Source organism: Ancylobacter pratisalsi, from assembly GCF_010669125.1.
Taxonomy (GTDB): Bacteria; Pseudomonadota; Alphaproteobacteria; order Rhizobiales; family Xanthobacteraceae; genus Ancylobacter; species Ancylobacter pratisalsi.
The window spans coordinates 718,548-742,074 of record NZ_CP048630.1 but is presented as its reverse complement, the minus strand read 5'-3'; the positions used below and the strand labels follow the sequence as shown (position 1 = coordinate 742,074).

Genomic DNA, 23,527 nt, shown 5'->3' with positions numbered 1-23,527 from the left:
ATGGCTAGAGCCGGCTGCTCCGGCGGGCGGTCAGTGGCGTCGACAGGTCCAAGTCATGATGCGCCCCCCTGCGCGACGCCGGCCGGGCGGCCATTGCGGAGGCAGTGCTCCAGCGTCGGTGAGGTATCTGAGCAGAGGCGCCAAGAGTGGTCAAGAATAAATATACTAAATTAGTAGATTTCTTTGGCGGGCGTTACGCCGCCCGCTCCGACTCTCGGCTTTCCAAAGCCCGATCGACGGCCCCGGCGATGCGGATGGCATGATGGGTCACGTCGGGCAATCCCATCAGCTCGCCGATCGTGCCCCGCGCGAGCGGGCCGGCGACCAGCAGCGTGGGCTGCGCGTTGCCGCGCGCATCGATAGCCTCGCCTTCAGTGTTGACGTCAATGCCAAGCCGCAGCGGATCCGGACGTGCGAGCCCGTGTGCCTCCAACGACGCAAGCGCCGGGTTGGCGGCGAAGACCGAGCCATGGGCAGGCCCGGTGGCGATGATGACCGCGTCGAAGCTTGCCTGCATTAGAGTGCCGTCGCGCCGTGTGTGGAGCCCGACACGGATGACGTCCCCCTCCCGCGTGACGGACTTCAGCGAGGCGGCACGAACGGCGAGCGTACTGGCAGCGATCCGGCGGTCGAGCGCGTCCTCGATCTGCGGGGCGATGCGGAAGCGGTGAACGTCCCAGAACGGGCGCAGGTGGCGCAGCAATCGGGCCCGCTCGGTCAGTGGCAGGCCCTGCCAGATCGCACTACCCTGGAGGCGCACCTGGTCGAGCACGCAGTGCCAGCTCTTGCCCTGGTGCGCCGCTTCGGCCACCGCGACACGGATACGGCGCACCAGATCGCCGGCGGTGCGGATGGGCGGCGTGAGGAAATCGCCGGCGGGATCGTGCTGCGCGGCGGGGTGGCCTCGCGAGCGCAGGCCGCGCCGGGAAATGGCGAGGATCTCGCCTGTATGGCCGCGTGCCTCGAGGCTCGCCACGATGTCCGCCATGGTGAGTCCGGTGCCGATGATCAGCACGCGGTCGGTTGGCCGGATGGCATCAAAGGCGCCGGACTGCCAGGGATCGCTGACATAGCGGGGATGGCCGTCCAGCGCCGCTTCGACGGAGGTCGGGGCAGAAGGCGCGGCATGGGCCACCGCCAGCACCACGATATCCGCCCGGATCAGCGTGCCATCGGTGGCCGCGATGTGATAGCGCTCGCCAACCGAGGCGATGTCCTCTGCCCGCCCCCGGATATGGTGGAGGCGCGGGGTAAAGGCCGCCAGCGTCTGTGACATATACAGCCCGAACACCGCGCGGGAGGGAAAGCTGCGCCCCTCATGCCGGGCAGCGGGATCGCCGTCGATCGCCCCGGAAGTCTCCAGCCAGTCGTTGAAGTGATCCGGTGTATCCGGGATCAGCGACATGCGCGTTGCCGGCACGTTGATGCGGTGCTGCGGGTCGGCGGCGCTGTAGGCGAGGCCGCGGCCGAGTTCCGCCCGCGGCTCGAGGATGACGAGGTCGAGTTCCCGCTGCTGCTGAAGCAGGTGCCATGCGACGGCAGCACCGGAGAAGCCGCCGCCGATAATGGCCACGCGGGTGTCGATCACCCTGTCCTCCCTGTCCTCCAGAGGCACGTTCACGACTGTGCCGCGCGCACCGGGGGACGGTAGTCATTGGCGATGGTCTCGCCGAAGGGGCCGGTGTTCACCTTGCCGCTTGCCTGCGCGATAGAGTGATTGAGCTTGAGGCGCGGCAGCACCAGCTCGGCCACGCGGTAGGCTTCCTCCAGATGCGGGTAGCCGGAGAAGATGAAGCTGTCGATCCCGAGATCGGCATATTCCCGGATGCGCTGGGCGACCGTCTCGCCGGAACCGACGAGGGCCGTGCCGGCACCGCCGCGCACCAGTCCAACGCCGGCCCACAGATTGGGACTGACCTCAAGCTGGTCCCGACGACCGCCGTGCAGGGCGCTCATCCGCGCCTGGCCAACCGAATCGAGACGGGAGAACACTTTCTGTGCCGCGGCGATGGTGTCATCGTCGAGGTGGCGAATGAGGTCTTCCGCTGCGTCCCACGCCTTGGCGTCGGTCTCGCGAGCGATAACGTGCAGACGAATGCCGAAGCTCACCTTGCGGCCCTCGGCTTCGGCGAGCGCCCGCACCTGCTTGATCTTCGCCTCTACGGCCGCCGGGGGTTCGCCCCAGGTCAGGTACTTGTCGACATGCTCGGCCGCGACCTTGTTCGCCGCTTCCGAGGAGCCGCCGAAATAAAGCGCCGGGCCGTTCGCTTGTTGCGGCGGGAACAGCAGATGGGCGTCTTCGACCTTGATGTGCTTGCCGAAATAGGTGACGTGCTCGCCGGCCAGCAGGCGGCGGTAGACCTGCAGAAACTCGTCGGTGACCGCGTAGCGCTCGTCATGATTGAGGAAGATGCCGTCGCCGGCATTCTCCACCGGGTCGCCGCCGGTGACGATGTTGATGAGCAGGCGTCCGTCCGAGATGCGGTCGAGCGTCGCGGTCATGCGGGCATAAAGCGTCGGCGAAGCAAGGCCCGGGCGCACCGCCACGAGGTAGCGCAGCCGCTTGGTGGCCGGGGCGAGGGCCGAGGCGACAAGCCAGCTATCCTCGCAGCTCTTACCTGTCGGGATCAGCACGCCGTAATAGCCCAGCCGGTCGGCCGCCTGCGCGACCTGGCGCAGATAATCGATATCGACCTCGCGCGCACCAATCCCGGTGCCGAGATAGCGCCCGTCACCATGGGTGGGCAGGAACCACAGGACATTCAGTCCGTCGTTTGAGGAGCCAGGGTGAGACATGGGTTTTCCTATTCTGCGGCGGCTGGCACCGCCGCTTGGCGGCGGATGGGACCGAGGACGTTCAGTATCTGGCGTTTGAGGGTTTCGACGTCAGGCGCGCCGGGCTCGCGCGGACGCTCCCGCGTGACATCGAGGAGCGCGCCGATGCGACCGGGGTGAGGCTGCATGACGACGATGCGATCCGCGAGCAACAGGGCCTCGTCGATGTCGTGGGTGACGAGAACCAGCGTCGGGCGGGTGTCTTCCCACAAGGAGAGCAGGTGGTCCTGAAGATCGGCGCGGGTGAAGGCGTCGAGCGCGGAGAACGGCTCGTCCAGCAGCAGCACACGCGGCCGGGCGACCAGCGCGCGGGCCAGCGCAACACGCTGCGCCTGGCCGCCGGAGAGTTCGCGCGGCCAGCGGTCGCCGTGCCCGGCAAGGCCGATGCGCTGGAGTGCCGCCTCGATGCGCTTGGCGCGCTCGGCGCGCGGCACATGGGCGATGCCGAAGCCGATATTCTCCGCGACGCTAAGCCAGGCGAGCAGGCGCGGCTCCTGGAACACGATGCCGATCGCCGGGTGTGGCGCGGTAATGGTCTCGCCATCGAGGTCGATGCGGCCGGTGCTCGGCCGGTCGAGGCCGGCGATCAGGCGCAGCAGCGTGCTCTTGCCGCAGCCCGAGCCGCCGACCACGGCGAGGATCTCGGCCGGCCGCACGTTCAGCGTCAGATGGGCCAGCGCCTGGGCGCCGGAAGGGTAGGTCTTGCCGATATTCTCGATACGCAGCAAGGCTCAGCCCTCCGCCGCCGCGGCACGCTGCGCGGTGTCCTCCCAGCGCAGCAGCGGCGCGCTCGCGGCCACCAGCGACGCGTCGGTCAGCTTGCCGAGCACGGCGAAGACCGCGATGGCCGCGACGATCTGCGCCGGCTTGCCGAGCTGCTGGCCATCGACCAGTAGATAGCCGAGGCCTTCCGAGGCGCCCATGAACTCGGCAGCGACGACAAACATCCAGCCGAGGCCGAGCCCGGAGCGCAGCGCCACGATGTAGTGCGGCAGCACCGCCGGCAGCAGGATGCGGCGGGCGAGCTGGAGCCGGGTCAGGCGGAAGCTGCGGCCGACCTCGATGATTTTGCGATCGACCGAGAGGGTGGCGCCGAGCGTGCCGAGATAGACCGGGAAGGCAACGCCGACCGCGATCAGGCTGACCTTAGACGCCTCGAAGATACCGAGCCAGAGGATGAACAGCGGCACCCAGGCGATGGAGGGAATGGCGCGCAATCCCTGCAGTGTCGGGTCGATCAGCGCGCGGGCAAGGCTGGAAGCCCCCGCCAGCACGCCGAGCAACGTGCCGGCGGCGATGCCGAGCGCGAAACCCGCGGCGACGCGGGCGAGGGTCGCGCGGATATGAAGGGCGAGATCGCCGTTGCGGGCGAGATCATTGAGCGTTGCCAGAATCGTCGTCGGCGCCGGCAACAACCGTCCCTGGCTAAGACCCGTGCGAATGGCGATTTCCCAGGCGAGCGCCGCGCCAACCGGCAGGGCGAGGCCGAGCAGTACCCGGTGCCAGCCCAGGAGCTGTTCCCCGGGGCGTCTCACGCGCCAGCGGCGCCTCTGCGGCGCGCTGGGTGTTTCGACGATGCCCTCGGCGGCGCTCATCTCAGGGCCCCGGCGGCAGGTGGCGGGAATCGATCAGCGCGTCGACGGTGCCGGGAAGGTCAACGCTGGCGGCGATGACGCCGGCTTCCTGCAGCGCCTTGCCGGAAGCGATGATGGTCTGCTTCTGCTCGTTGCCGATCGGGCCGAATGTCAGATCGGTGCGCTCAAGCTGACGAGCGATGACCGGTGCGGGCAGCTTGGTGGCGCCTTGCAGCAGGGCGGCGAGGTCCGCAGGGTTCTCGACCGCCCATTTGCGCGCCTTCTCATAGGTGGCGAGAACGCGCTTGACGATCTCGGGGTTATCCTTCGCGAACTCCTCGCGCACGTTGAGTACGCCCCAGCTATTCGCGGCAGGGTCGCGGAAAAACAGCACGGCGCCATCATCCAGTTCGGCTGAGGCCATGAGCGGATCGAGCCCCGCCCAGGCGTCGACATCGCCGCGCGTCAGCGCGAGACGGCCATCGGCGTGCTGCAGCAGGACGAAACGCACGTCCTTGTCGGTCAGGCCATTGGCGGCTAGCGCGCGGATCAGAAAGATGTGCGGATCGGTGCCGCGCGTGACGGCAACGCTCTTGCCCTTGAGATCGCTGACCTTGGAGATGCCGCTGTCCTTGCGGGTCACCAGCGCTGTCCATTCCGGGCGCGAATAGACATAAATCGACTTGATGGGGTTGCCGTTGATGCGGCCGATAAGCGCCGCGGCCCCGGCCGTCGAGCCGAAATCGAGCGAGCCGGCATTGAGGAACTCCAGCGCCTTGTTGGAGCCCGCCGACTGCACCCAGCGTATGGTGGTGCCATCCTTGGCGAATTCCTCCTCGAGGAATTTCTTGTCCTTCAGCACGATCGAGACCGGGCTGTAAGTCGCCCAGTCGACCCGGATCTCCGCCAGCGGTGCAGCGACGGAGGACAGGCTCGCAAGGCTCGTCGCGACAGCGACGGCTGCTAGGGCCGTAAAAGCGCGCCGAGTGAGGGAAACGTTCATAACCGAGGCCCTGATTGCAATATCTATAAAATCGATAGATTATTAGTTTTGACTGTGCAAGACCTATGTGGCGGGGATCTGATTTTTGCTGACGAGGCATTTGTCCGCCCTATCGAACCGATGAGAGATGCGACATGACCCTGTTGAAAGCCGGTAGTTTGAGCGTCGAGCCGCTGAAGATCGTGGGACTGAGCGGCGGCCTGTCTTTCCCCTCGCGCACGCTGTCGCTGGTCGATCTGGCGCTCGGGCGTATCAGCGCGCAGGCGAGCGTGGCCGGTCTCGCAACCACCACGCAACTCGTCGACATCGCCGGGCTGGACGGGATTGGCGCGCTGCGGACGCGCCCGGCCAGCGAGCCCATCGAGGCGGCGTTGCGGGCGGTTGAGGAAGCCGATTTCCTGGTCGTCGGCTCGCCGGTCTACAAGGGCTCCTATTCCGGCCTGTTCAAGCATTTCGTGGATTTCCTGGATTATCGCGGGCTTGTCGGTTTGCCGGTCGCTCTACTCGCCACCGGCGGCAGCGAGCGCCATGCGTTGGTGATCGAGCATCAGCTCCGGCCGCTCTTCGCCTTCTTCCAGGCACAGCCGCTCGGAACCGGCGCATTCTTCACCGAAAGCGATTTCGCCAATGGAATCGTCAGCGCCGGCGCGGCGCAGGAGCGCTTTGCGCGCGTCGTCGAGGAGGCGGTTCACGCCCTGACCGCGCGGCGCATGAAGCCTCACGCGACGATCGAAGAGGCGGCCTGACATGTCGCTTGTGGAACGCAGCGCCCGCTTCGGCACGGCAAGGGCCAACCGCAAGGGGACGACAGGCGCCGCTGTGCTTGCCCGTTTCGAAGCGCGGATCGCCGGCTGGTTCCTGCCCGCGCTGCTGCTGGTGGTATGGGAAGTCCTGTCGCGCGTCGGCTATCTCGCCCCCAACGTGCTGCCTGCGCCGTCCGCCGTGGCAAGCGCCGGCTGGCAGGTACTGAAGTCGGGCGAACTCATCCATCATATGGCGGTGAGCACGGCGCGCGCGCTGGCGGGCCTCGCGATGGGTGGCAGCATCGGATTCGTCCTCGGCATCGCCAATGGGCTCTCCGATCTCACGCATCGCTATAGCGACACTACGCTTCAGATGATCCGCAATATTCCTCATCTGGCGCTGATCCCACTGGTGATCCTGTGGTTCGGGATTGAGGAAGAAGCCAAGCTGTTCCTTGTCGCGCTCGGCGTGTTCTTCCCGATCTACATCAACACGCTGCACGGCGTGCGCAGCGTCGATCCACAACTGATCGAGATGGGGCGTGCCTACGGCATGAGGCGGTGGACCCTGTTTTGTGATGTCGTATTGCCGGGTGCGCTGCCCTCGATCTTCGTCGGGCTGCGCTTCGCGCTCGGGATTATGTGGCTGACGCTGATCGTTGCCGAAACCATTGCCGCGGAATCCGGGCTCGGCCACATGGCAATGCAGGCGCGTGAATTTCTGCTCGTCGACATCGTTGTGCTGGCAATCGTGATTTACGCGCTGCTTGGCAAATTGGCCGACGTCGTGACGCAGTTGCTGGAACGGGCGAGCCTGAAGTGGCACCCCTCATTTCAGAAAGCCGAGGGTTGAGCGATGAACGCCCCGCTTCGCCCTCTGAATGTTCTACAGCGCGCTGCCGAGCCACCGGTTGCCGGAGGCATTGCTGCGAGCTTCAACGCGGTCCGCCGTGATTTCGGCGCGAAGCGCGTGCTCGCCGGAATTGATCTGCAGATTGAGGCGGGGCAGTTCATCGCCATTGTCGGCAAGAGCGGCTGCGGCAAGAGCACGCTTCTGCGGCTGCTCGCCGGGCTCGACCAGCCATCCGGCGGGTCGATCACCTCGGACGGCAAGCCGCTAGAAGGCCTGACGCGCATCATGTTCCAGGAGCCGCGCCTGCTGCCGTGGCAGCGCGTGCTGGCCAATGTCGAAGTCGGCTTGCCGCCTGAGGTGAAGGGCGAGCAACGCCATGAGCGCGCGCTTGCGGCGCTGGCGCAGGTAGGGCTTGCCGATCGGGCCGGCGAGTGGCCGTCCGTTCTTTCCGGCGGCCAGAAGCAGCGCGTCGCGCTGGCGCGGGCGTTGATCAGCGGCCCGCAGATTTTGGCGCTGGACGAACCCTTGGGCGCGCTTGATGCGCTCACCCGCATCGAGATGCAGCGCCTCGTCGAGCATATCTGGCGCGAGCAGGGCTTTACCACCGTTCTGGTGACCCATGATGTGTCCGAAGCCGTGGCGCTCGCCGACCGCATCATCCTGATCGATGACGGCCGCATCGCGCTGGACCTCGACGTGCCGCTGCCACGTCCGCGCCGACGCGGCAACGCCGACAGCGCGCGGCTCGAAGGCCTCATTCTGGAGCGACTGCTGGGCTCATAGGGCGGCGGGCTCCTTTCCTTTCAATCTCAACGTTGCAAAGAAGGACGACTTATCATGACGTCGATCACGCGCCGCACCGCGCTTGCCGGGGCCGCCGGTCTCGCCCTCGCCCTCGGCTCGCGCGTAGGCTTCGCCGCCGAGACCGAAGTGCGCGTCGGCTACCAGAAATACGGCACGCTGGTGCTGCTCAAGGGCCGCGGCATTCTGGAGAAGAAGCTGGAGCCACTGGGCGTCAAGGTGAAGTGGGCGGAGTTTGCCGCCGGGCCGCAAATGCTGGAAGCGCTGAACGCCGGCGCCATCGATATCGGACAGACCGGCGAAGCGCCGCCGATCTTCGCGCAGGCCGCGAGCGACAATCTGCTCTACCTCGCCAACGAGCCGCCGGCGCCGAAGGGCGAGGCGATCCTTGTGCCCAAGGACAGCGCGATCAAGTCGGTGGCGGAGCTCAAGGGCAAGACGGTCGGCCTCAACAAGGGCTCCAACGTCCATTTCCTGCTGGTCAAGGCGCTGGAAAAGGCGGGTCTCGCCTATACCGACATCACGACCAAATTCCTGCCGCCGGCCGATGCCCGCGCCGCTTTCGAGAAGGGCGCGCTTGACGCCTGGGCGATCTGGGACCCGTTCCAGGCTTCGGCCGAGCTGGCGATCGGCGCCCGCGTACTGACGACGGCTGAGGGCATCGTGCCGAACTACCAGTTCTATCTCGGCTCGCGGAAGTTTGCCGACGCCAACCCGGCGGTGATCGATGCGCTGATCGCGTCGATTGGCGAGACGGATGCGTGGATACAGAAGGATCCGGCGGCGGCGGTCGCCGAACTGGCGCCGATCACCGGCATCCCGGCGCCCATTCTGAGCGTCGCTGTCGGCCGGCAGAGCTTCGGCGTTGCAGCGCTCACGCCGAAGGTCATCGCGGACCAGCAGCTGGTCGCCGATACCTTCTTCGGGCTCGGGCTTCTGCCGAAGAAGATCGTGGTGGCCGATGCCGTGAGGAAGGGCGCGTCCTGACGTGAGGCCTCGGGCCGGCGTCACACCGCGTCGGCCCTGCCTCGCTGTAGGCAACGATAATCTACTATTTTTATATAAATATATTGACCGTCATATTACGTTGCGTAATGATCAGCCTCAGAGCTTCGTGCTCCCAACAGAATCAAGCAATCTGAGGAATATCCCATGTCGAACCTCCGTCTTGCGGGCGGATTGCTCGTTGGCGTCCTGCTGACGGCAATAGTTTCCCCAGCCAGCGCTCAGCAGGGGCCGCTGGTTGATGCCGAATGGCTCTCCAAGAACTTGGAAAACCCGAAAGTCCGGGTGTTCGAGGTAAGCGTCGATCCCGGAGTCTATGAGCGCGGCCATGTGCCGGGCGCGGTCAACATCAGCTGGCACACCGATCTGGTCGATCCCGTGAAACGCGACATCGTCAGCCCGGCCAAGTTCGAGGAGCTGCTTGAAAAGGCCGGCGTGACCAAGGACACCACGATCGTCCTCTATGGCGACAATAATAACTGGTTCGCCGCCTGGGGTGCGTGGGTGTTCAACCAGTACGGTCTCGGCGACCAGGTCAAGCTGCTCGATGGCGGGCGCAAGCTGTGGGAAAAGCAGGCTCTGCCGCTCGATACCAAGGCACCCTCCTATGCCAAGTCCGACCTGACGTTGCCGCCAGCAAAGCCGGAGTTGCGCGCGCGGCTCGCCAATGTGCTGGAGGTGGTCGAGGCTAAGAAGGACGCGGTGATCGTCGATATCCGGTCCGGTGACGAGTTCTCCGGCAAGCTGTTCGCCCCGGAAGGCTCCAAGGAACTGTCGATCCGTGCCGGCCACGTGCCGGGCGCGAAGAATGTCCCCTGGTCGAAGGCGGTCGATGCCGAGACCGGCAAGTTTAGGTCGAAGGAAGAGCTCAAGAAGCTTTATGCCGATGCCGGCGTCGACGGCTCCAAGCCGATCATCGTCTATTGCCGCATCGGCGAGCGCTCCAGCCACACTTGGTACGCGCTGTCGCGCATCCTCGGCTACGACGTGCGCAACTATGACGGCTCCTGGACCGAGTACGGCAATTCGGTCGGCGTGCCCGTCGTCAATCTCGCCGGCACGGTGTGGCAGGGCAAGTAGACGATCTCGCTTGACGTTTCCCTCCAGGCTGCGGCGCGGGGCTTAGTGCCGCCGCGCCGTTTCTTATGCGGCGGCTTGATGCGTATTCTCCCCGTGTTCATTTCCCTTGCCGTCGCGGCGACGATCGTCGCGAGCGTGCTGCACCTGTCTTCGGGCGACGGCGAAGGGCGATCCCTAGGGCTTTCGCTGGCGCTTGGCGCGGTGTTCGGCGTGGTGTTGCAGCGCTCGCGGTTCTGCTTTTTCTGTCACACGCGTGATCTGGTCGACAACGGCGATCCACGGGGCGTGCTGGCGATATTGGTCGCGCTGGCGGTCGGTGCGGCTGGCTATCTGGTAGTGATCGGCGCCTGGCTGCCGGTGCCGTCGCCCGAGCGCCTGCCGCCCGACGCCCATATCGGTCCGGTTAGCCTTGTGCTTGCCGGCGCCGCCCTGCTGTTCGGCTTCGGCATGGCGCTGTCGGGTTCGTGCATCTCCGCGCATCTTTATCGGCTCGGTGAGGGATCGTCGACCGCACCCTTCGCCCTGTTGGGGGCGGGGGCGGGGTTCGTGCTCGGCTTCCTCACCTGGAACCCGCTCTACATGGCGGCGATCTCCGAGGCGCCGATGATCTGGCTGCCGCATTATCTCGGCTATGCCGGCACGCTCGGGGCGACATTCGGTATCCTCGCGCTGCTGGGCGGGTTGGCCGTGTGGCGCGCGCGGCCCGGCAGAGTTATCGAAGCGCGGGCCTCTGGCATCGACCTTACCGGCCTGGCGCGTGCCATCTTTATCGCGCGCTGGCCGGCGGCGATCGGCGGTGCGGCCGTCGGTGTGCTGTCAGCTGCAAGCTATTTGCGGGTTGGTCCACTCGGGGTGACGGCGGAGATCGGAAGCCTGGCGCGCAGCGGGGCCGGCCTGTTCGACCTATTGCCGGAGACGCTTCACGGCCTTGACGGCTTTCGCGGCTGTGCAACGGTGGTCAAGGCGGCTCTGCTGTCCGAGAACGGGCTCTTCATCGGCGGACTGGTCGCCGCCAGTTTCGCCGCAGCCCTCACGGCAGGCCAGTTCACGCCGCGCTGGCCGTCAGCACGCGATGTGTTCAGCGGACTTGTCGGAGGGACGTTGATGGGGTGGGGCGCCATGACGGCGCTGGGATGCACGGTGGGCGTGCTGCTCTCCGGCATTCACGCCGGTGCGATGTCCGGATGGGTGTTTCTTGCCGCCTGCCTCCTCGGGACGCTGCTCGGTCTGCCTATCCGTCGCGCGCTGATGACGGTTCACAGCCGATAGCTCTCGATAAGCGGGGCCCAATCATCACCCGCTCCGACTAGCGAGCGATAGCCGCCGCGCCATGACAGCAACGGATCACCCTGGGGGCTGGTTCGTGCAGCCCGGATGCGGCCGATCAGGAGCGCATGGCTGTCGCGCTCGATGACGTTCTCCATCGCGCAGTCGAAGGCCGTCATGGCGTCCACCAGGATGGAGACGTTGTCGTCGAGCAGGGTCCACTGCTCGTCGTTGGAGGGGATCCGGACATTGCCCTCCTCAATCCGCCCGAGTCGGCTGGCAAGTTCCGCATGTCGCACCGACAGCAGGCTGATGCCGAAGACGCGCTGCATGAGAACCGCATGATGGAACGACGAATCAACCCGAACCGCAACCAGCAGCGCCGGCACCTCGCCGGGGAGGGTGGAGACGGTCCCGAGCGTGGCCCAGCACTCGTCACCCACGCCCGTTGTCGCAATGGCGACACCGCCAACCACTTGCTTGAGCGCGGTGCGACAGGAATCGTCTACCGGCGGGGCCGCCAATTCGGGCCGCCTGAAAGCAAGAGTCATCACTCATTCCTTCCTGTGGTTCGGCTATGGGCCTGGGTGATGGCGCTACCGGGCGGAACGTCATGTGTCAGCCAGACATTGCCGCCGATGCTCGAGCCTCGCCCGATGGTGACGCGGCCGAGCACGGTGGCGCCGGCATAGATGACGACGTCGTCCTCGATGATGGGATGGCGCGGGTTGCCCTTGATCAACGCGCCTTGGGCATCGGACGGGAAGCTGCGGGCGCCGAGCGTCACCGCCTGATACAGTCGTACTCGCTCGCCGATGACCGTGGTCTCGCCGATGACCACCCCGGTGCCGTGATCGATGAAGAAGCTGCCGCCGATCTGCGCCCCAGGGTGGATGTCGATGCCGGTCCGCGAGTGGGCGATATCGGTGATCAGCCGTGCAAGGAAGGTCGCGCCCAACTGCTGCAGCGCATGGGATATGCGGTAATGAATGACGGCCGTCAGGCCGGGGTAGACAAGAAGTATCTCGGAGTGGCCCGTGGCGGCCGGGTCGCCGTGATAGGCGGCATGAATGTCGCTCACCAGCAACCCGCGAATGCCCGGCAATTCGCGGGCAAAGGCCTGGGTAATGGACTGTGCCTCACGGCGCAGTTCGTCGTCGCTGCGGTCTTCCTGCAGTGAGAAGGGCAAGGACCGCTTTACCTGCTCGGCGAGCGTGGTGAGCGCGGTATTCAGCGTGGCGCCGACGAAGTAATCGATCGTCTCCGAGGTCAGCCCGGATTGGCCGTAATGCGCTGGAAACAGCGCGGAAGCCAAGCCCTTCAGCGCCTCGGTGATCGCCTCGCGGGAGGGCGGCGGGCGCAGGCGCCCGCGATGGCGGATATTGTGGGTGACATCGCGCGACTGCCGCAGCGCCGCGACGATCTCATCAAGGTTCCAGCCAGCGCTAAGGGCTTCCCCGGAGTCTCTGGCCGAGGTCGCTGGAAGCCCGGCGAGGTCGCCAAGGGATGTCGAAGACCTCGCCCATCCGTCGATCCCTAAATCACCCACAGCAAGCTCCCCTGCGCGACGGTCCGGCCGTCGGCTGACGACATCAAAGGACTAGGGCAGATACATTCCGCCGTTCACATGGATGGTCTGGCCGCTGGTAAAGCTGCCGGCCGGCAGGGCGAGGATGCGCACGAACTCGGCGACGTTGCGCGGCTCGCCTTCGTGCCCAACCAGCAGATGACCGCCGCCCGGAAACGCGCCGCCGGCGCCCGAGGTCGCCGAGCGGTTGCCGCCGATGCGCCCCGGGACAACGAGGTTAGCGGTGATGCCATGTTCGCCGAACTCAACCGCGAGCGCCTTGGTGAAGCCGGTCAGTGCCGCCTTGGCGGTAGCGACATGGACGCGGTGGAACACGCCAGAATGCGCACTGACGCCGCCAATGGTGACGATGCGGCCGAAGCCGTGGCGAACCATGTGCGGGATCGCGGCACGGGTGACGAGGAAGGCGCCCTCGACGATCACCGAATTGATCTCGCGCCATGCGGCCAGGCTGATCTCGGCGAACGGCGTCTCGCGCCGGATGGCGGCGTTGTTGACGAGGATATCCAGACGGCCATGGGCCGCGACGATTTCGTCGACGAGGCCCTGCGCCTGCGACTCATCGGTGATGTCGGCGAGCGCCGTGCTGGCGCTGCCCCCGACCGCGCGGATCTCGTCGGCCACTGCCTCGATTTCGTCCCTGGACGTCTTGGCGTGGACCACGACATGGGCACCCTCTGACGCCAGCAGCAGCGCGCTTTCGCGGCCGATGCGACGGGCCGAGCCGGTGACGAGGGCGATCTTGCCGTGAAGGGACTTTTGCTGATGCGAACTCATATCTCTACCGATGCTCGTTTATGTCAGAGGCGGAACTGCAGCGTGCCGTCGCGGCGCACTTGTTCGACCAGGTCGAGTTCCCACTGCAGATATTCCCGCATCGCCGCCTCACGGTCCTCGCGGCGCTCGAAGGATTTGAGCAGCACGTCATCGGTCCGGGAGGCGAGGTTCTCCGGCGTGGTCTCCAGCGGAAGGCCGGCCGTGCTCCAGGCGTCGGTGCCACCAGCCAGCAGCTTCACAACGGCACCGGTCGCCTGCGCCAGCTCGGCCACCGCGAGGCGTGCGATCACCTCGTCGGGCGAGGTCACGACGTAGAGCGGCGCGACGGGGAGCTTCGACGCATCCGTCGCCAACCGGCCGCGCACGGCGAACCAGGCGCCGGGAATGTGGCCGGCGCGGTACTGCCGGCTGGTGGCGAGGTCCACCACAATGATGTCGCCCTGCGCCAGAAGCGCGGAAAGTTCGGCGGCGGTGACGGTCTCGGCGCTGGCTCCATCAAGGCCGAGAACGATCTCCGGTGCGGCGCCAGTCTCGACGCGGCCCGCCGGGGCGTTCTCGTCGAGCACATAGACATTGGGGAAGCCGAGCCGTGCGAGCCACGCCGCCGTAGTGCGGGCCCGCACGCCATCGCTGTCGGCCAGCACAATGCGCGCGGCGCGCACGGCGATATAGGTGTCGGTGGCCTGCACCAACTGCCCGCCGGGCGCCGAGAGGAAGCCCGGGCGATGGCCATGACGGTACTCGTCGGTGCCGCGCACGTCGAAGCGGTAGAGCGTGGTGTCGTCGCGCTCAGTCTCGAAGCGGGCCAGCGTCGCCGCGCCGATGGTCGGCACGTTGAGGCGCGTGGCCAGGGCCTCGGCGGCCTTGCGTGCCCAGTCATGGGTCTTGGGAGAGGGCTTTGGCGCGATCTGGTCCTGGCCGCGCGCGACGTCCAGGCCCGCCAGATGCCAGCCCTGTGTGCCGTCCTTGAGTGACACCACGCGGTTGGGCAGGCTGGCATCGATCAATATCTGCGCGCCGATGATCGAGCGGGTGCGCCCGCCGCAATTCACCACCACCAGCGTCTCGTCGGAGGGAATGACCTCGCGGGCACGCAGCACCAGCTCGGCGCCGGGGCAATCGATGGCGCCGGGAATGGTGATCCAGTTGTACTCGTCATAAGGCCGGCTATCGAGCAGCACGATGTCCTCGCCGGCGGCGCGGCGGGCCTGCAGTTCGTGCGCGTCGATATGCGGGGTCGCGTACTCCACCTCGACGAACTCGGCGAAGGCCTTGCTCGGCACATAGACGCCGGCGAACAGCTCGAAGCCGGCGCTCTTCCATGCTGGCACGCCGCCGTGCAGGATCGACACGTCCTCGTAGCCATGCTTGCTCAGGATCTCGGCAGCACGGGCCGCGAGGGTCTCGTCATCATCGACCAAAACGATCGCGGTGGCGGCGCGCGGCACCAGCGCGGGCACGAGGCGCTCGAAGCGGGAGAGAGGCGCGTTCGAGGCGGTGAGGATGTGCGCGCTAGCGAACACGCCTTCCTCGCGTACGTCGAGCAGGGCGATCTCGGTGTCGCCCAGAAGCGTGGCGTGGAGGGTGGCCGCGTCGATGCGGGGGAAATGGGCGCTCATCGTATTCTTGACCTGTCAGGAAAAAGGCCCTTCCGGCGTGCGGAAGGGCCTGGGGTGTCACTGGCGGTTAAAGACCGCGTCGAACTGCTCGAGGAACTTCGTCGAGGCCTCGCCGCCGATATCCTGGTCCGCGACGATGATCTTCAGGTCGGCGAGCTTGGGCAGGCCTTCCGGCGTCTTCGCGTCGGGGTGGGTCGGGATGTAGGAGCCGGCATTGGCCACGAGTTCCTGACCCTCGGCGCTGGTCAGCACCTCTTCCAACAGCTTGGCTGCCGTGGGGTTCGGGCCGCCCTTGAAGATGGCGAGGTAGTTCTCGTTGGTGACCACGCCATCCTCGAGGATGTAGGCCTCGATGCTCTGGCCCTTCTCCTTTGCGGTGATAACGTTCTGCGAGGAGATCAGCGGCGAGAGATCACGCTCGCCGGCCACCAGCAGGCGCACCGATTCCGCATTGCCCCGCGTGAACAGGAAGTCTTGGCTCGCGAAGCCCTTGATGGTGTCCCAGGTGATGATCTTGTGGGCCAGGAGGGTCTGGAACCAGGTCAGTTGCGAGGCCGCCGACTTCGGGTCGGAGAACACGATCTTGCCCTTCCACTTCGGGTCGAGGAAGTCGGCGATCTTCTTCGGCAGCACCGATGTGTCGGGGAAGGCCTTGGGGTTGTAGGCGGCGGACAGCAGCGTCGCTGCGGTCGCGAGATAGGTGCCGTCGGCATCCTTGTAATTGCCGCCGATCTTGTCGAAGTCACGCACCTTGTAGGGCGTGAGGTAGCCGCGCTTCTTCCAGTCGTCGAGAATGAAGCGCTGGCTGATGAACACCACGTCCGGATTGGTGCGCCCCGCCGCCTTTTCCGCCTCAATGGTCGGGATCAAGTCGAGCGTCTGCTTCTGCACGATGTTGAGCTTCACATCGGGGAAGTTCTTGCGCCAGAACTCTAGCACCTGGGTGCTCGTTTCCTGCCGGTACGATGTGTAGAACACTACCGAGCCTTCCTTCTTCGCGGCCTCATAGAGGTCCTTGAAGCGCTCCGGCAGTGTGTCGGCGCGGGAAGGGGCGAACGAGGTGGCGAGCGAGCCCGCGATCAGCAGCGCGGCGGCTGCGCCCTTAAGCAGGGTTCTCTTATTGAGGGTCATGTCAGTCTCCGAGGGTCAAATGATCAGGCGGCGGCGGACGTTTTCGCCGCCGTATGCTCGGCTGCGGCGTCGATCGCCTTGGTGTGCTTGTGGTGACGGGCCGGGCGCTTGAGCCCGAGATGCTCGCGCAGGGTCCGGCCCTCATAATCGGTACGGAACAGGCCGCGCCGGCGCAGTTCGGGCAGCACAAGTTCGATGAAGTCGGTGAGGCCGCCGGGCAGATAGGGCGGCATGACGTTGAAGCCGTCGGCGCCCTCGTTGAGGAAGCGCTCCTCCATCTTGTCGACGATCTGCTCCGGCGTGCCGATCACCTGCCAGTGGCCGCGCGCACCAGCGACACGCAGTCCGAGCTGCAGGATCGACAGCCCCTCGCGCTGGGCGAGCTCTAGCAGCAGCACTTGCCGGCTCTGCGCGGCATTGGTGACTGGAATGTCGGTGGGCAGCGGGCCGTCGAGCGGCAGATGGCGCAGCGTAATGCCGAGGCGATGCTCGAGGATGGAAAGCGCGACGTCCGGGTGGATGAGGTTCTGCAGTTCCTCGAACTTCGCCTGTGCTTCCGCCTCGGTGCGGCCGACTAACGGGAAGATGCCCGGCATGATCTTGACGTCGTCGGGGGAGCGACCCGCAGCGACGGCACGGGCCTTCACGTCGCGGTAGAACGCCTGCGCGTCGGCAAGGGTTTGCTGCGCGGTGAAGACGACTTCGGCCGAGGCGCCGGCCAGAGCCTTGCCGGCCTCAGACGAGCCGGCCTGCACCAGCACCGGCCAGCCCTGCGGTGAGCGCGGAATGTTGAGCGGCCCGCGAACTCCGAAATACTCGCCGCGATGATCGAGGCTGTAGACCTTGTCGGGATCGAAGAAGACGCCGCTGTCCTTGTCGCGGACGAAGGCGTCGTCCTCCCATGAGTCCCACAGCCCCTCGGTGACGGCGAGGAACTCGGTGGCGCGCCTGTAGCGCTCATCATGCGGGGGATGGCGGTCGCGGCCGAAATTATAGGCCTCGCCCTCATTGCCTGAGGTTACGAGGTTCCAGCCCGCACGCCCGCCGCTGATATGGTCGATGGAGGCGAATTTGCGGGCCAGCGTGTAGGGCTCGTTATAGGTGGTCGAGGCGGTGGCGACCAAGCCGATACGCTCGGTGACGGCGGCCAGCGCGCCGAGCAGCGTCAGCGGCTCGAACTGCGCGACATAATGGGTGGAGAAGCGCGCCAGCGCGCCCCAGTCCTCGCCGCGAGCTCCGGCGCTGTCGGCCAGGAACAGCATGTCGAACTTGGCGGCCTCGGCCGCCTGCGCGACCTCGGCGTAATGCTTGAAGTTGATGCCGGCATCGGCCTGCGCCTCCGGGTGGCGCCAAGCGGCGGCGTGGTGGCCGGTGGGGTAGAGGAAGGCGCCGAGCGCCATCTGCTTGGTCATAGGAAACCTCAGGCGGCTGTGAGTTCGGAAGGGAGGGCGGCGGGCTGCTGTGCGGCGGCGTCCTTGCCGGCGATCTGGCCGGTGACGAAGCATTCCGCGAGATTGCCGGCGCCGAGATAGAGAAAGCCCCAGATGCTGCCGAGCTCGCCGGCCTCGTAGAGACCGGGAATTGGCTCGCCATGCGCATTGAGGACGCGCTGGCGGGCGTCATGCGCGGGCCCCCCTTGGGTGTTGCTGACCACCGGCCACAGCTCGCCGACATAGAAGGGCGGGTTCTTCACGGGGAAAAGCGAGCCAGCCGGGCGGTTGTGGTCGCCGTCCGTGCCGGCCGCGACCGCCGCATTCCAGCGCGCGAGGCTCGCCGCGACCGTGGCGGGATCGGCATCGATCAGTGCGGCGAGTTCCTCGACGCTGTCGGCGCGCTTCAGGATGCCGTTGCCGACCTCCTTCAAATTATCGTCGCTCCACTCATAGGGCTCGACCGAGCGGTCGTTGATCACGGTCTGGCCGAGCGGGTAGAGCTTGCGTCCGTCCTCATCCACCACAAGGAAAGCGGGGATGCGCGGGAAGCGCTGCGACTGCGCGTCGTACTGGTCGAGCGGCCGATGGCCGGTGTCCTGGATATAGGGCTGGTACTCGTTCATGAAGCGCCGGCCCTGGCGATCCAGCACGATCCAGGACATGCGCACGTCCGGCTCCTGCAGCTGCGGCGTCCAGTCCGGCAGTTTCTTGACCCGCAGGCCATAGGGATAGGCCGGGTCGGTGTGGCGGAAGCCGTAGGAGCCGTGGAAGTGCCACATGTGCCAAAGGTCGGCGCCGGCGGCCTGCGCCATGCGGATGCCGTCGCCGGTATTTCCACGCGTGGCGACCGGAAGGACCGGGCGGATCTGCCAGTATTTGCGCTGCAGATCGGGCGCGGCCTCGAAGCCGCCGGAGGCGAGGATGACGCCGCGCCGTGTGCCGATGCGCTTCACCTCGCCATTGGTGCGGATGATGGCGCCAAGCACCTCCCCGTTGGCGCCGAGGATCAGCCGTTCGGCGGCCGTATTGAGGCGTGTCTCGATGCCGCGCGCCCGGACATTGTCGTGCACCAGCTTGAACACGTTCGGCCCGCGCAGCCGGCCCCGCACCTGCGGGTATTCGGTGCGCGCGTCGAAGCCGGGGATGGACAGCACCTCCACCGTGCCGAAAGCGTCATTGCCGGCGAACGGATAGTTGGCGATGCGCCGGTGAACGGCGATTTCGGCGCCGTTGACCGTGGCGAGGTCGCGGAAATAGGGCTCCAGCTCGGCCATGCCGGCAGCGACCACATCGAGCACGTCATCCGGCACGTCGGGGCCAACCGTCTCGCGCAGATAGGCGCGGGCGCCGTCGCGCTCCACGATGGTGCGGATGCCGCCGCCGGCGCAGATCGAGATGCCGCCCGGATCGGGCATCTTCTCGATCAGCAGCACGCGCGCGCCGGCATCATGGGCGGCGATCGCCGAGGCGCCGCCGGCAAAGCCGAAACCGACGACGAGCACGTCCCAGACTTCGTCGAAGGGCGGGGTGGATGTGTTGACAGGCATGGCGGGCATTCCGGCTAGCTGACCGCGGCCGTCTTCTTCCGCGAGAAGAAGCGAATGAGGCCGAGGATGGAGAGACTGACAGTGACGATGACGACCGACAGCGCGGCGGCGAGCTCGATGGCGCCGTCCTCGATGAACTGGATGACCACGGTGGGCATGACCTGCGTGTCCGCCTGAGAGAGGATGGCGGACATCGACAGCTCGCGCAGGCTGAGCGAGAACACCAGCACCCAAGCGATGCCAACCGCGCCGCGCACCAGCGGGAAAGTGACGTCGCGCACGCTGCGCAGCCAGCCGGCGCCGGAGATGCGCGCGGCCTCCTCCAGGTCGGTGGAGAGCTGCTGGATGCCGTTGCGCACCAGCACGAAGGCGATCGGCAGCAGCTTGCCGGCATAGGCGATGAGGATGAGCGTCAGTGTGCCGTAGAAAAGGTTCACGTAGCCCATCAGTATTCCCACCGCATAGGCAATGGAGGGAAAGCCATAGGCGATCATGACAAGGAAGGTGATGGCCTCGCGGCCGAAGAACTTCACCCGCTCTACCACCCAGCCGAGCACCAGCCCGAGCCCGGCGCAAACCGTCGCGGTGGCGAGCGCCAGCAGCAGGCTGTTGATGATGGAGCCGCGCGCGACGAAATCGGCGTCGAAGATCAGCGCGTAATGTTTGGTGACGAGGTTGCTCAAGGTGATGTCGGCGCCGAACGATGACAGCACCGAGAGCAGCAGCAGCGCGCCGATGGGCAGCACGGCGGTGGCGAACACCACGACGATGCAGAAGCCGCCCGCCGCCCAGCGCCAGCGGCCGAGCGTGGTGATCTGGTCGGAGGTCGCCTTGCCGGTGAGGGTGCGGAAGTTCTCCGCCCGCACGGCGTATTTCTGGATCAGCAGGCTGACGGCGGTGAACACCATGATGGGCATCGCCACCGCGGCCGCATAGTTGAACTGCGGCGGGAATTTCAGCAGGTCGTATATCTTGGTGGTGATGACCGAGAAGTTTGCCATTGTGCCGATCGCCGCCGGCGCGCCGAAGGACGACAGCGCGTCCAGCATCACCAGGATGATGGCGGACAGGATCGCCGGCCGCACCAGCGGCAGCGTGATGGTCAGCGTGGTGCGCAGCCGGCCCGCGCCGAGCACGCGGGCGGCCTGCTCGTTGCTGGCATCGACATTATGCAGCGCCGCGCTGACCGCAAAGAACACCAGCGGATAGACGCCGATGATTTCGATGAAGACGAGACCGCCGAAGCTCATAATGTTGAACGGCGCGTGGGTGAAGCCGAGATACTCGACGGCCAGCTTGTTGAGATAGCCGGAGTTCGGCGCGGCGAGGAAAATCCACGACACCACCGAGATGAAGGAGGGGATGACGAACGAGATGCCGGCCGCCAGCGTCACGAGCATCTTGCCGGGCGCATCGGTGCGCGCCACGATCCAGGCGAGCGGAATGCCGAGTGCGCAGGCACCTGCCGTCACCAGGCCGACCAGCACGGTGGAGTTCACCGTCGCCGCCCACATGCCGCGCCGATTAAACGCCTTCTCGAAGGTGTCGAAGGTCAGGTTGCCCTGCGCGTCGATCAGGCTGTAGCCGGTGAGCAGCACCAGCGGGTAGGCGATCAGCGCGAGCAGAACGACGATGGCAAACGCGATGACGAGCAGCTTGACCGGTTGGATTCCCGACAGCCGCTGAAGCAGCGCGGGCCCCGCCGGTATATCACGCGGGTCGTCGGTGAAGAGGGTGGCGCTGCTCATGCCACCACCCAGGCGCTGTCCGGGCGGAACCATAGCCGGGCGTGGCCGTCTGTGAAGGTGCCGGGCGTGCGCGACTGCACGCGCAAGGGCGTGTCCTTGGCGGTGAGCTGGAGTTCGTAGCGGCTGCCGAGGAAGGCGGCCGAGCCGAACTGCACATTGAGGCCGGTCTGCTGGTCGGGCTTTTGCGGGCGGTCGAAACGGATGTCCTCGGGGCGCAGCAGCAATGTTGCGTGCTGTCCGGGCGCTGCGGTGGCGAGCCAGCCGGCCGATGCGCGCGCCGTGGCGATGTCGCCGGCGTCGAGCGCCACCGACACCCGGCCGGCGGCGCGATCCACAGTGACGATGGTTCCTTCCAGCAGGTTGGCGGTGCCGACGAAATTGCCGACGAAGCGGCTGGCGGGGGTGCGGTAGACCTCTTCCGGGGTGCCGACCTGCTCGATGCGGCCCTTGTTCATCACCACGACCCGGTCTGCGAGCACCAGCGCCTCGTCCTGGTCGTGGGTGACATAGAGCGTGGTGATGCCGATGCGCTTCTGCAGCGCGCGCAGCTCGAAGCGCATCTCCTGCCGCAGCGAGGCGTCGAGGTTGGAGAGCGGCTCGTCGAGCAGCAACAAACTCGGCTTGGTGGCAAGCGCCCGCGCCAGCGCGACGCGCTGCTGCTGGCCGCCGGAGAGTTCGGACGGGTAGCGCCTGGCAAGATCGCCGAGCTGCACCAGATCGAGCACCGCCGCCACCTCGCGGTCGATTTCCGCGCGCTTCTTGCCGGCAACCACGAGGCCGTAGCCGACATTTTCCGCCACCGTCTTGTGCGGCCACACCGCATAGGTCTGGAACACCATGCCGAGGTGGCGCTTCTCCGGGGGCAGCGCGAAGGAGGCGTTCGAGGCCAGCACGCCGTCGAGATGGATCTCGCCGCCCTCCGGCTGTAGGAAGCCCGCCACCATGCGCAGCGTCGTGGTCTTGCCGCAGCCGGAGGGGCCGAGCAGCACCACGCTTTCGCCGGCCGCCACTTGCAGATCGATGCCGTTCACGGCCGCCGTATCACCGAGCCGCTTGCGCAGGTCGCGCAATTCCAGCCGCGGGGGTTGGTCGGTCGCAACGGGAGCATCGAGCACGATGCCGGTGGCAGGCGAATAAAAGTTCATGGCGAACTCCGGGTACGCGTCGTCTTGAGGATGGTTCATGCCGAGCGGGCGTAGCGGCTCTCGGGGCGCGTGAGGCCGTAATGCTCGCGCAGCGTCCGGCCGGTGTAGTCGCGGCGGAACAGCCCGCGCGCCTGCAGGATCGGCACGACCTCGTCGACGAAGGCGCTGAGCCCGCCCGGCATGAAGGCCGGCATGATGTTGAAGCCGTCCGCCGCGCGCTGCTCGACCCAGAACTGGATATGGTCGGCAACCGCTTTCGGCGTGCCGGCCAGCACCTTGTGGCCGCGACCGCCGGCAAGGCGGCGCAGCAACTGGCGCAGCGTCGGCTTTTCGCGCTCGACGATGTTGAGAATGACCTGCGAGCGGCTCTGCGCACCCTGCACCGTCTCCGGGCGGGGGAACGACTCGATCGGGATGCGCTCGTCCAGCGGAAAGACGCTGAAATCGAAGCCGTCAAAGCGCTGCGAAAGGTGCTTGAGGCCGACCACGGGCAGCGTGAGGTCGTCAAGTTCCTCTTCCAGCGCGCGGGCTTCAACGTCGGTAGAGCCGAGGATCGGCGACAGGCCGGGCAATATCTTGATGCCCTCCGGATCGCGGCCGAACGCAAGAGCGCGGCGCTTCACATCGGCGTAGAAATCCTGTGCCTCGGAAAGATCCTGCTGGGCGGTGAAGATCGCCTCGGCGTAGCGCGCGGCGAAGCCCCGGCCCTCATCGGACGAGCCGGCCTGCACCAGCACCGGGTTGCCCTGCGGCGAGCGCGGCACGTCGAGCGGCCCGCGGACCCGGAAGGTTTCGCCCTGATGGTGGATGGCGTGGATGCGGGCGGTGTCGGCATAGATGCCGCGCGTGCGGTCCAGCACGCGGGCGTCGTCCTCCCAGCTGTCCCACAGCTTGCGCACCACTTCGACATACTCCGTCGCGCGGTGGTAGCGGTCGGTGTGCGAGTTGCGCTGGTCGAGCCCGAAATTACCGGCCGCCTCGGCGGACCAGGACGTGACGATGTTCCAGCCGGCGCGACCGCCGCTGATATGGTCGAGCGAGGCGAACTGCCGGGCCAGATTATAGGGTTCGGAATAGGTGGTGGAGGCCGTGGCGATCAGGCCGATATGCGAGGTTGAACCTGCCAGCGCCGAGAGCAGCGTCAGCGGTTCCAACTTGCCCTGTGCGACATGCTTCACGCTGCGCCCGATCGCGAGCTGGTCGGCGAGAAACAGCGAGTCGAACTTGCCGCGCTCTGCGATCGCCGCGATCTCTCGGTAATAATCGACATCGGTCAGGCGCTCGGGCTGTGATCCGCTGTAGAGCCAAGACGCCTCGTGATGGCCGGTGGTCGGCACGAAGACGTTGAGATGGATGTGCTTGTCCGTCACGGCAGTCGT

Annotated in this window: 21 protein-coding genes; 6 read left to right on the top strand and 15 right to left on the bottom strand. The window is 66.5% G+C overall.

Annotated elements, in window-relative coordinates:
• Positions 1-193: 193 nt before the first annotated feature.
• The 5 genes from G3A50_RS03705 to G3A50_RS03685 are packed head-to-tail and all read right to left on the bottom strand — an operon-like array spanning position 194 to position 5,412.
• Positions 194-1,621 (bottom strand): FAD/NAD(P)-binding protein, encoded by a 1,428-nt coding sequence (locus tag G3A50_RS03705; protein ID WP_163074003.1) that lies wholly within the window; start codon positions 1,619-1,621, stop codon positions 194-196.
• Positions 1,618-2,796 (bottom strand): FMNH2-dependent alkanesulfonate monooxygenase, encoded by a 1,179-nt coding sequence (gene ssuD / locus G3A50_RS03700; protein WP_163074002.1) that lies wholly within the window; start codon positions 2,794-2,796, stop codon positions 1,618-1,620. The genes G3A50_RS03705 and ssuD overlap by 4 nt, the downstream gene beginning before the upstream one ends.
• Before the next feature lie 8 nt (positions 2,797-2,804).
• The gene (locus tag G3A50_RS03695; RefSeq protein WP_163074001.1) at positions 2,805-3,563 is read right to left on the bottom strand and encodes an ABC transporter ATP-binding protein; all 759 of its coding nucleotides are present in this window, start codon (positions 3,561-3,563) and stop codon (positions 2,805-2,807) included.
• A gap of 3 nt (positions 3,564-3,566) precedes the next feature.
• Positions 3,567-4,430: an ABC transporter permease gene (locus G3A50_RS03690; protein ID WP_163074000.1), complete on the bottom strand. Its 864-nt coding sequence runs from the start codon at positions 4,428-4,430 to the stop codon at positions 3,567-3,569.
• Between the two features lies 1 nt (position 4,431).
• Positions 4,432-5,412 (bottom strand): aliphatic sulfonate ABC transporter substrate-binding protein, encoded by a 981-nt coding sequence (locus G3A50_RS03685; protein ID WP_163073999.1) that lies wholly within the window; start codon positions 5,410-5,412, stop codon positions 4,432-4,434.
• A 134-nt stretch (positions 5,413-5,546) separates the two neighbouring features.
• Between G3A50_RS03685 and G3A50_RS03680 the strand changes: the two genes are divergently transcribed.
• The 6 genes from G3A50_RS03680 (at position 5,547) to G3A50_RS03655 (ending at position 11,163) form a co-directional block, all read left to right on the top strand.
• Complete coding sequence (locus G3A50_RS03680; protein WP_163073998.1) at positions 5,547-6,158, top strand: NAD(P)H-dependent oxidoreductase; 612 nt, start codon at positions 5,547-5,549, stop codon at positions 6,156-6,158.
• Between the two features lies 1 nt (position 6,159).
• Positions 6,160-7,008 (top strand): aliphatic sulfonate ABC transporter permease SsuC, encoded by an 849-nt coding sequence (gene ssuC, locus G3A50_RS03675; protein WP_246252096.1) that lies wholly within the window; start codon positions 6,160-6,162, stop codon positions 7,006-7,008.
• Positions 7,009-7,011: 3 nt separating this feature from the next.
• Positions 7,012-7,791 (top strand): ATP-binding cassette domain-containing protein, encoded by a 780-nt coding sequence (locus G3A50_RS03670; RefSeq protein ID WP_163073997.1) that lies wholly within the window; start codon positions 7,012-7,014, stop codon positions 7,789-7,791.
• A gap of 54 nt (positions 7,792-7,845) precedes the next feature.
• Positions 7,846-8,796 carry a sulfonate ABC transporter substrate-binding protein gene (locus tag G3A50_RS03665; protein WP_163073996.1) on the top strand — a complete coding sequence of 317 codons (951 nt, stop codon included), beginning with the start codon at positions 7,846-7,848 and terminating at the stop codon, positions 8,794-8,796.
• A 165-nt stretch (positions 8,797-8,961) separates the two neighbouring features.
• Positions 8,962-9,894: a sulfurtransferase gene (locus G3A50_RS03660; protein WP_163073995.1), complete on the top strand. Its 933-nt coding sequence runs from the start codon at positions 8,962-8,964 to the stop codon at positions 9,892-9,894.
• Positions 9,895-9,972: 78 nt separating this feature from the next.
• A complete protein-coding gene (locus G3A50_RS03655) occupies positions 9,973-11,163 on the top strand; it encodes a YeeE/YedE family protein (RefSeq protein WP_163073994.1) in 1,191 nt (396 codons plus the stop codon).
• Here the strand turns inward: G3A50_RS03655 and G3A50_RS03650 are convergent.
• From G3A50_RS03650 to G3A50_RS03605, 10 genes are all read right to left on the bottom strand, one after another.
• Entirely contained in the window at positions 11,151-11,711 is a 561-nt protein-coding gene (locus G3A50_RS03650; RefSeq protein ID WP_163073993.1) for a flavin reductase family protein, read from the bottom strand. The two genes, G3A50_RS03655 and G3A50_RS03650, sit on opposite strands and share 13 nt — an antisense overlap.
• Complete coding sequence (gene epsC, locus G3A50_RS03645; protein ID WP_210255273.1) at positions 11,711-12,583, bottom strand: serine O-acetyltransferase EpsC; 873 nt, start codon at positions 12,581-12,583, stop codon at positions 11,711-11,713. The genes G3A50_RS03650 and epsC overlap by 1 nt, the downstream gene beginning before the upstream one ends.
• Positions 12,584-12,760: 177 nt before the next feature.
• Positions 12,761-13,525 (bottom strand): SDR family NAD(P)-dependent oxidoreductase, encoded by a 765-nt coding sequence (locus G3A50_RS03640; protein WP_163073992.1) that lies wholly within the window; start codon positions 13,523-13,525, stop codon positions 12,761-12,763.
• A gap of 23 nt (positions 13,526-13,548) precedes the next feature.
• The gene (locus G3A50_RS03635) at positions 13,549-15,144 is read right to left on the bottom strand and encodes a rhodanese-like domain-containing protein (RefSeq protein ID WP_163073991.1); all 1,596 of its coding nucleotides are present in this window, start codon (positions 15,142-15,144) and stop codon (positions 13,549-13,551) included.
• 57 nt (positions 15,145-15,201) lie between these two features.
• Entirely contained in the window at positions 15,202-16,275 is a 1,074-nt protein-coding gene (locus G3A50_RS03630; RefSeq protein WP_163073990.1) for an ABC transporter substrate-binding protein, read from the bottom strand.
• A 23-nt stretch (positions 16,276-16,298) separates the two neighbouring features.
• The gene (locus tag G3A50_RS03625; protein ID WP_163073989.1) at positions 16,299-17,687 is read right to left on the bottom strand and encodes an LLM class flavin-dependent oxidoreductase; all 1,389 of its coding nucleotides are present in this window, start codon (positions 17,685-17,687) and stop codon (positions 16,299-16,301) included.
• Positions 17,688-17,695: 8 nt separating this feature from the next.
• On the bottom strand, positions 17,696-19,255 hold the full coding sequence (locus G3A50_RS03620) for an FAD-dependent oxidoreductase (RefSeq protein WP_163073988.1): 1,560 nt from the start codon (positions 19,253-19,255) through the stop codon (positions 17,696-17,698).
• 14 nt (positions 19,256-19,269) lie between these two features.
• Positions 19,270-21,003, bottom strand: a complete 1,734-nt coding sequence (locus tag G3A50_RS03615; RefSeq protein ID WP_163073987.1) for an ABC transporter permease — start codon at positions 21,001-21,003, stop codon at positions 19,270-19,272.
• Positions 21,000-22,148 carry an ABC transporter ATP-binding protein gene (locus tag G3A50_RS03610; RefSeq protein ID WP_163073986.1) on the bottom strand — a complete coding sequence of 383 codons (1,149 nt, stop codon included), beginning with the start codon at positions 22,146-22,148 and terminating at the stop codon, positions 21,000-21,002. The genes G3A50_RS03615 and G3A50_RS03610 overlap by 4 nt, the downstream gene beginning before the upstream one ends.
• A gap of 35 nt (positions 22,149-22,183) precedes the next feature.
• Entirely contained in the window at positions 22,184-23,518 is a 1,335-nt protein-coding gene (locus G3A50_RS03605; RefSeq protein ID WP_163073985.1) for an LLM class flavin-dependent oxidoreductase, read from the bottom strand.
• Positions 23,519-23,527 lie beyond the last annotated feature (9 nt).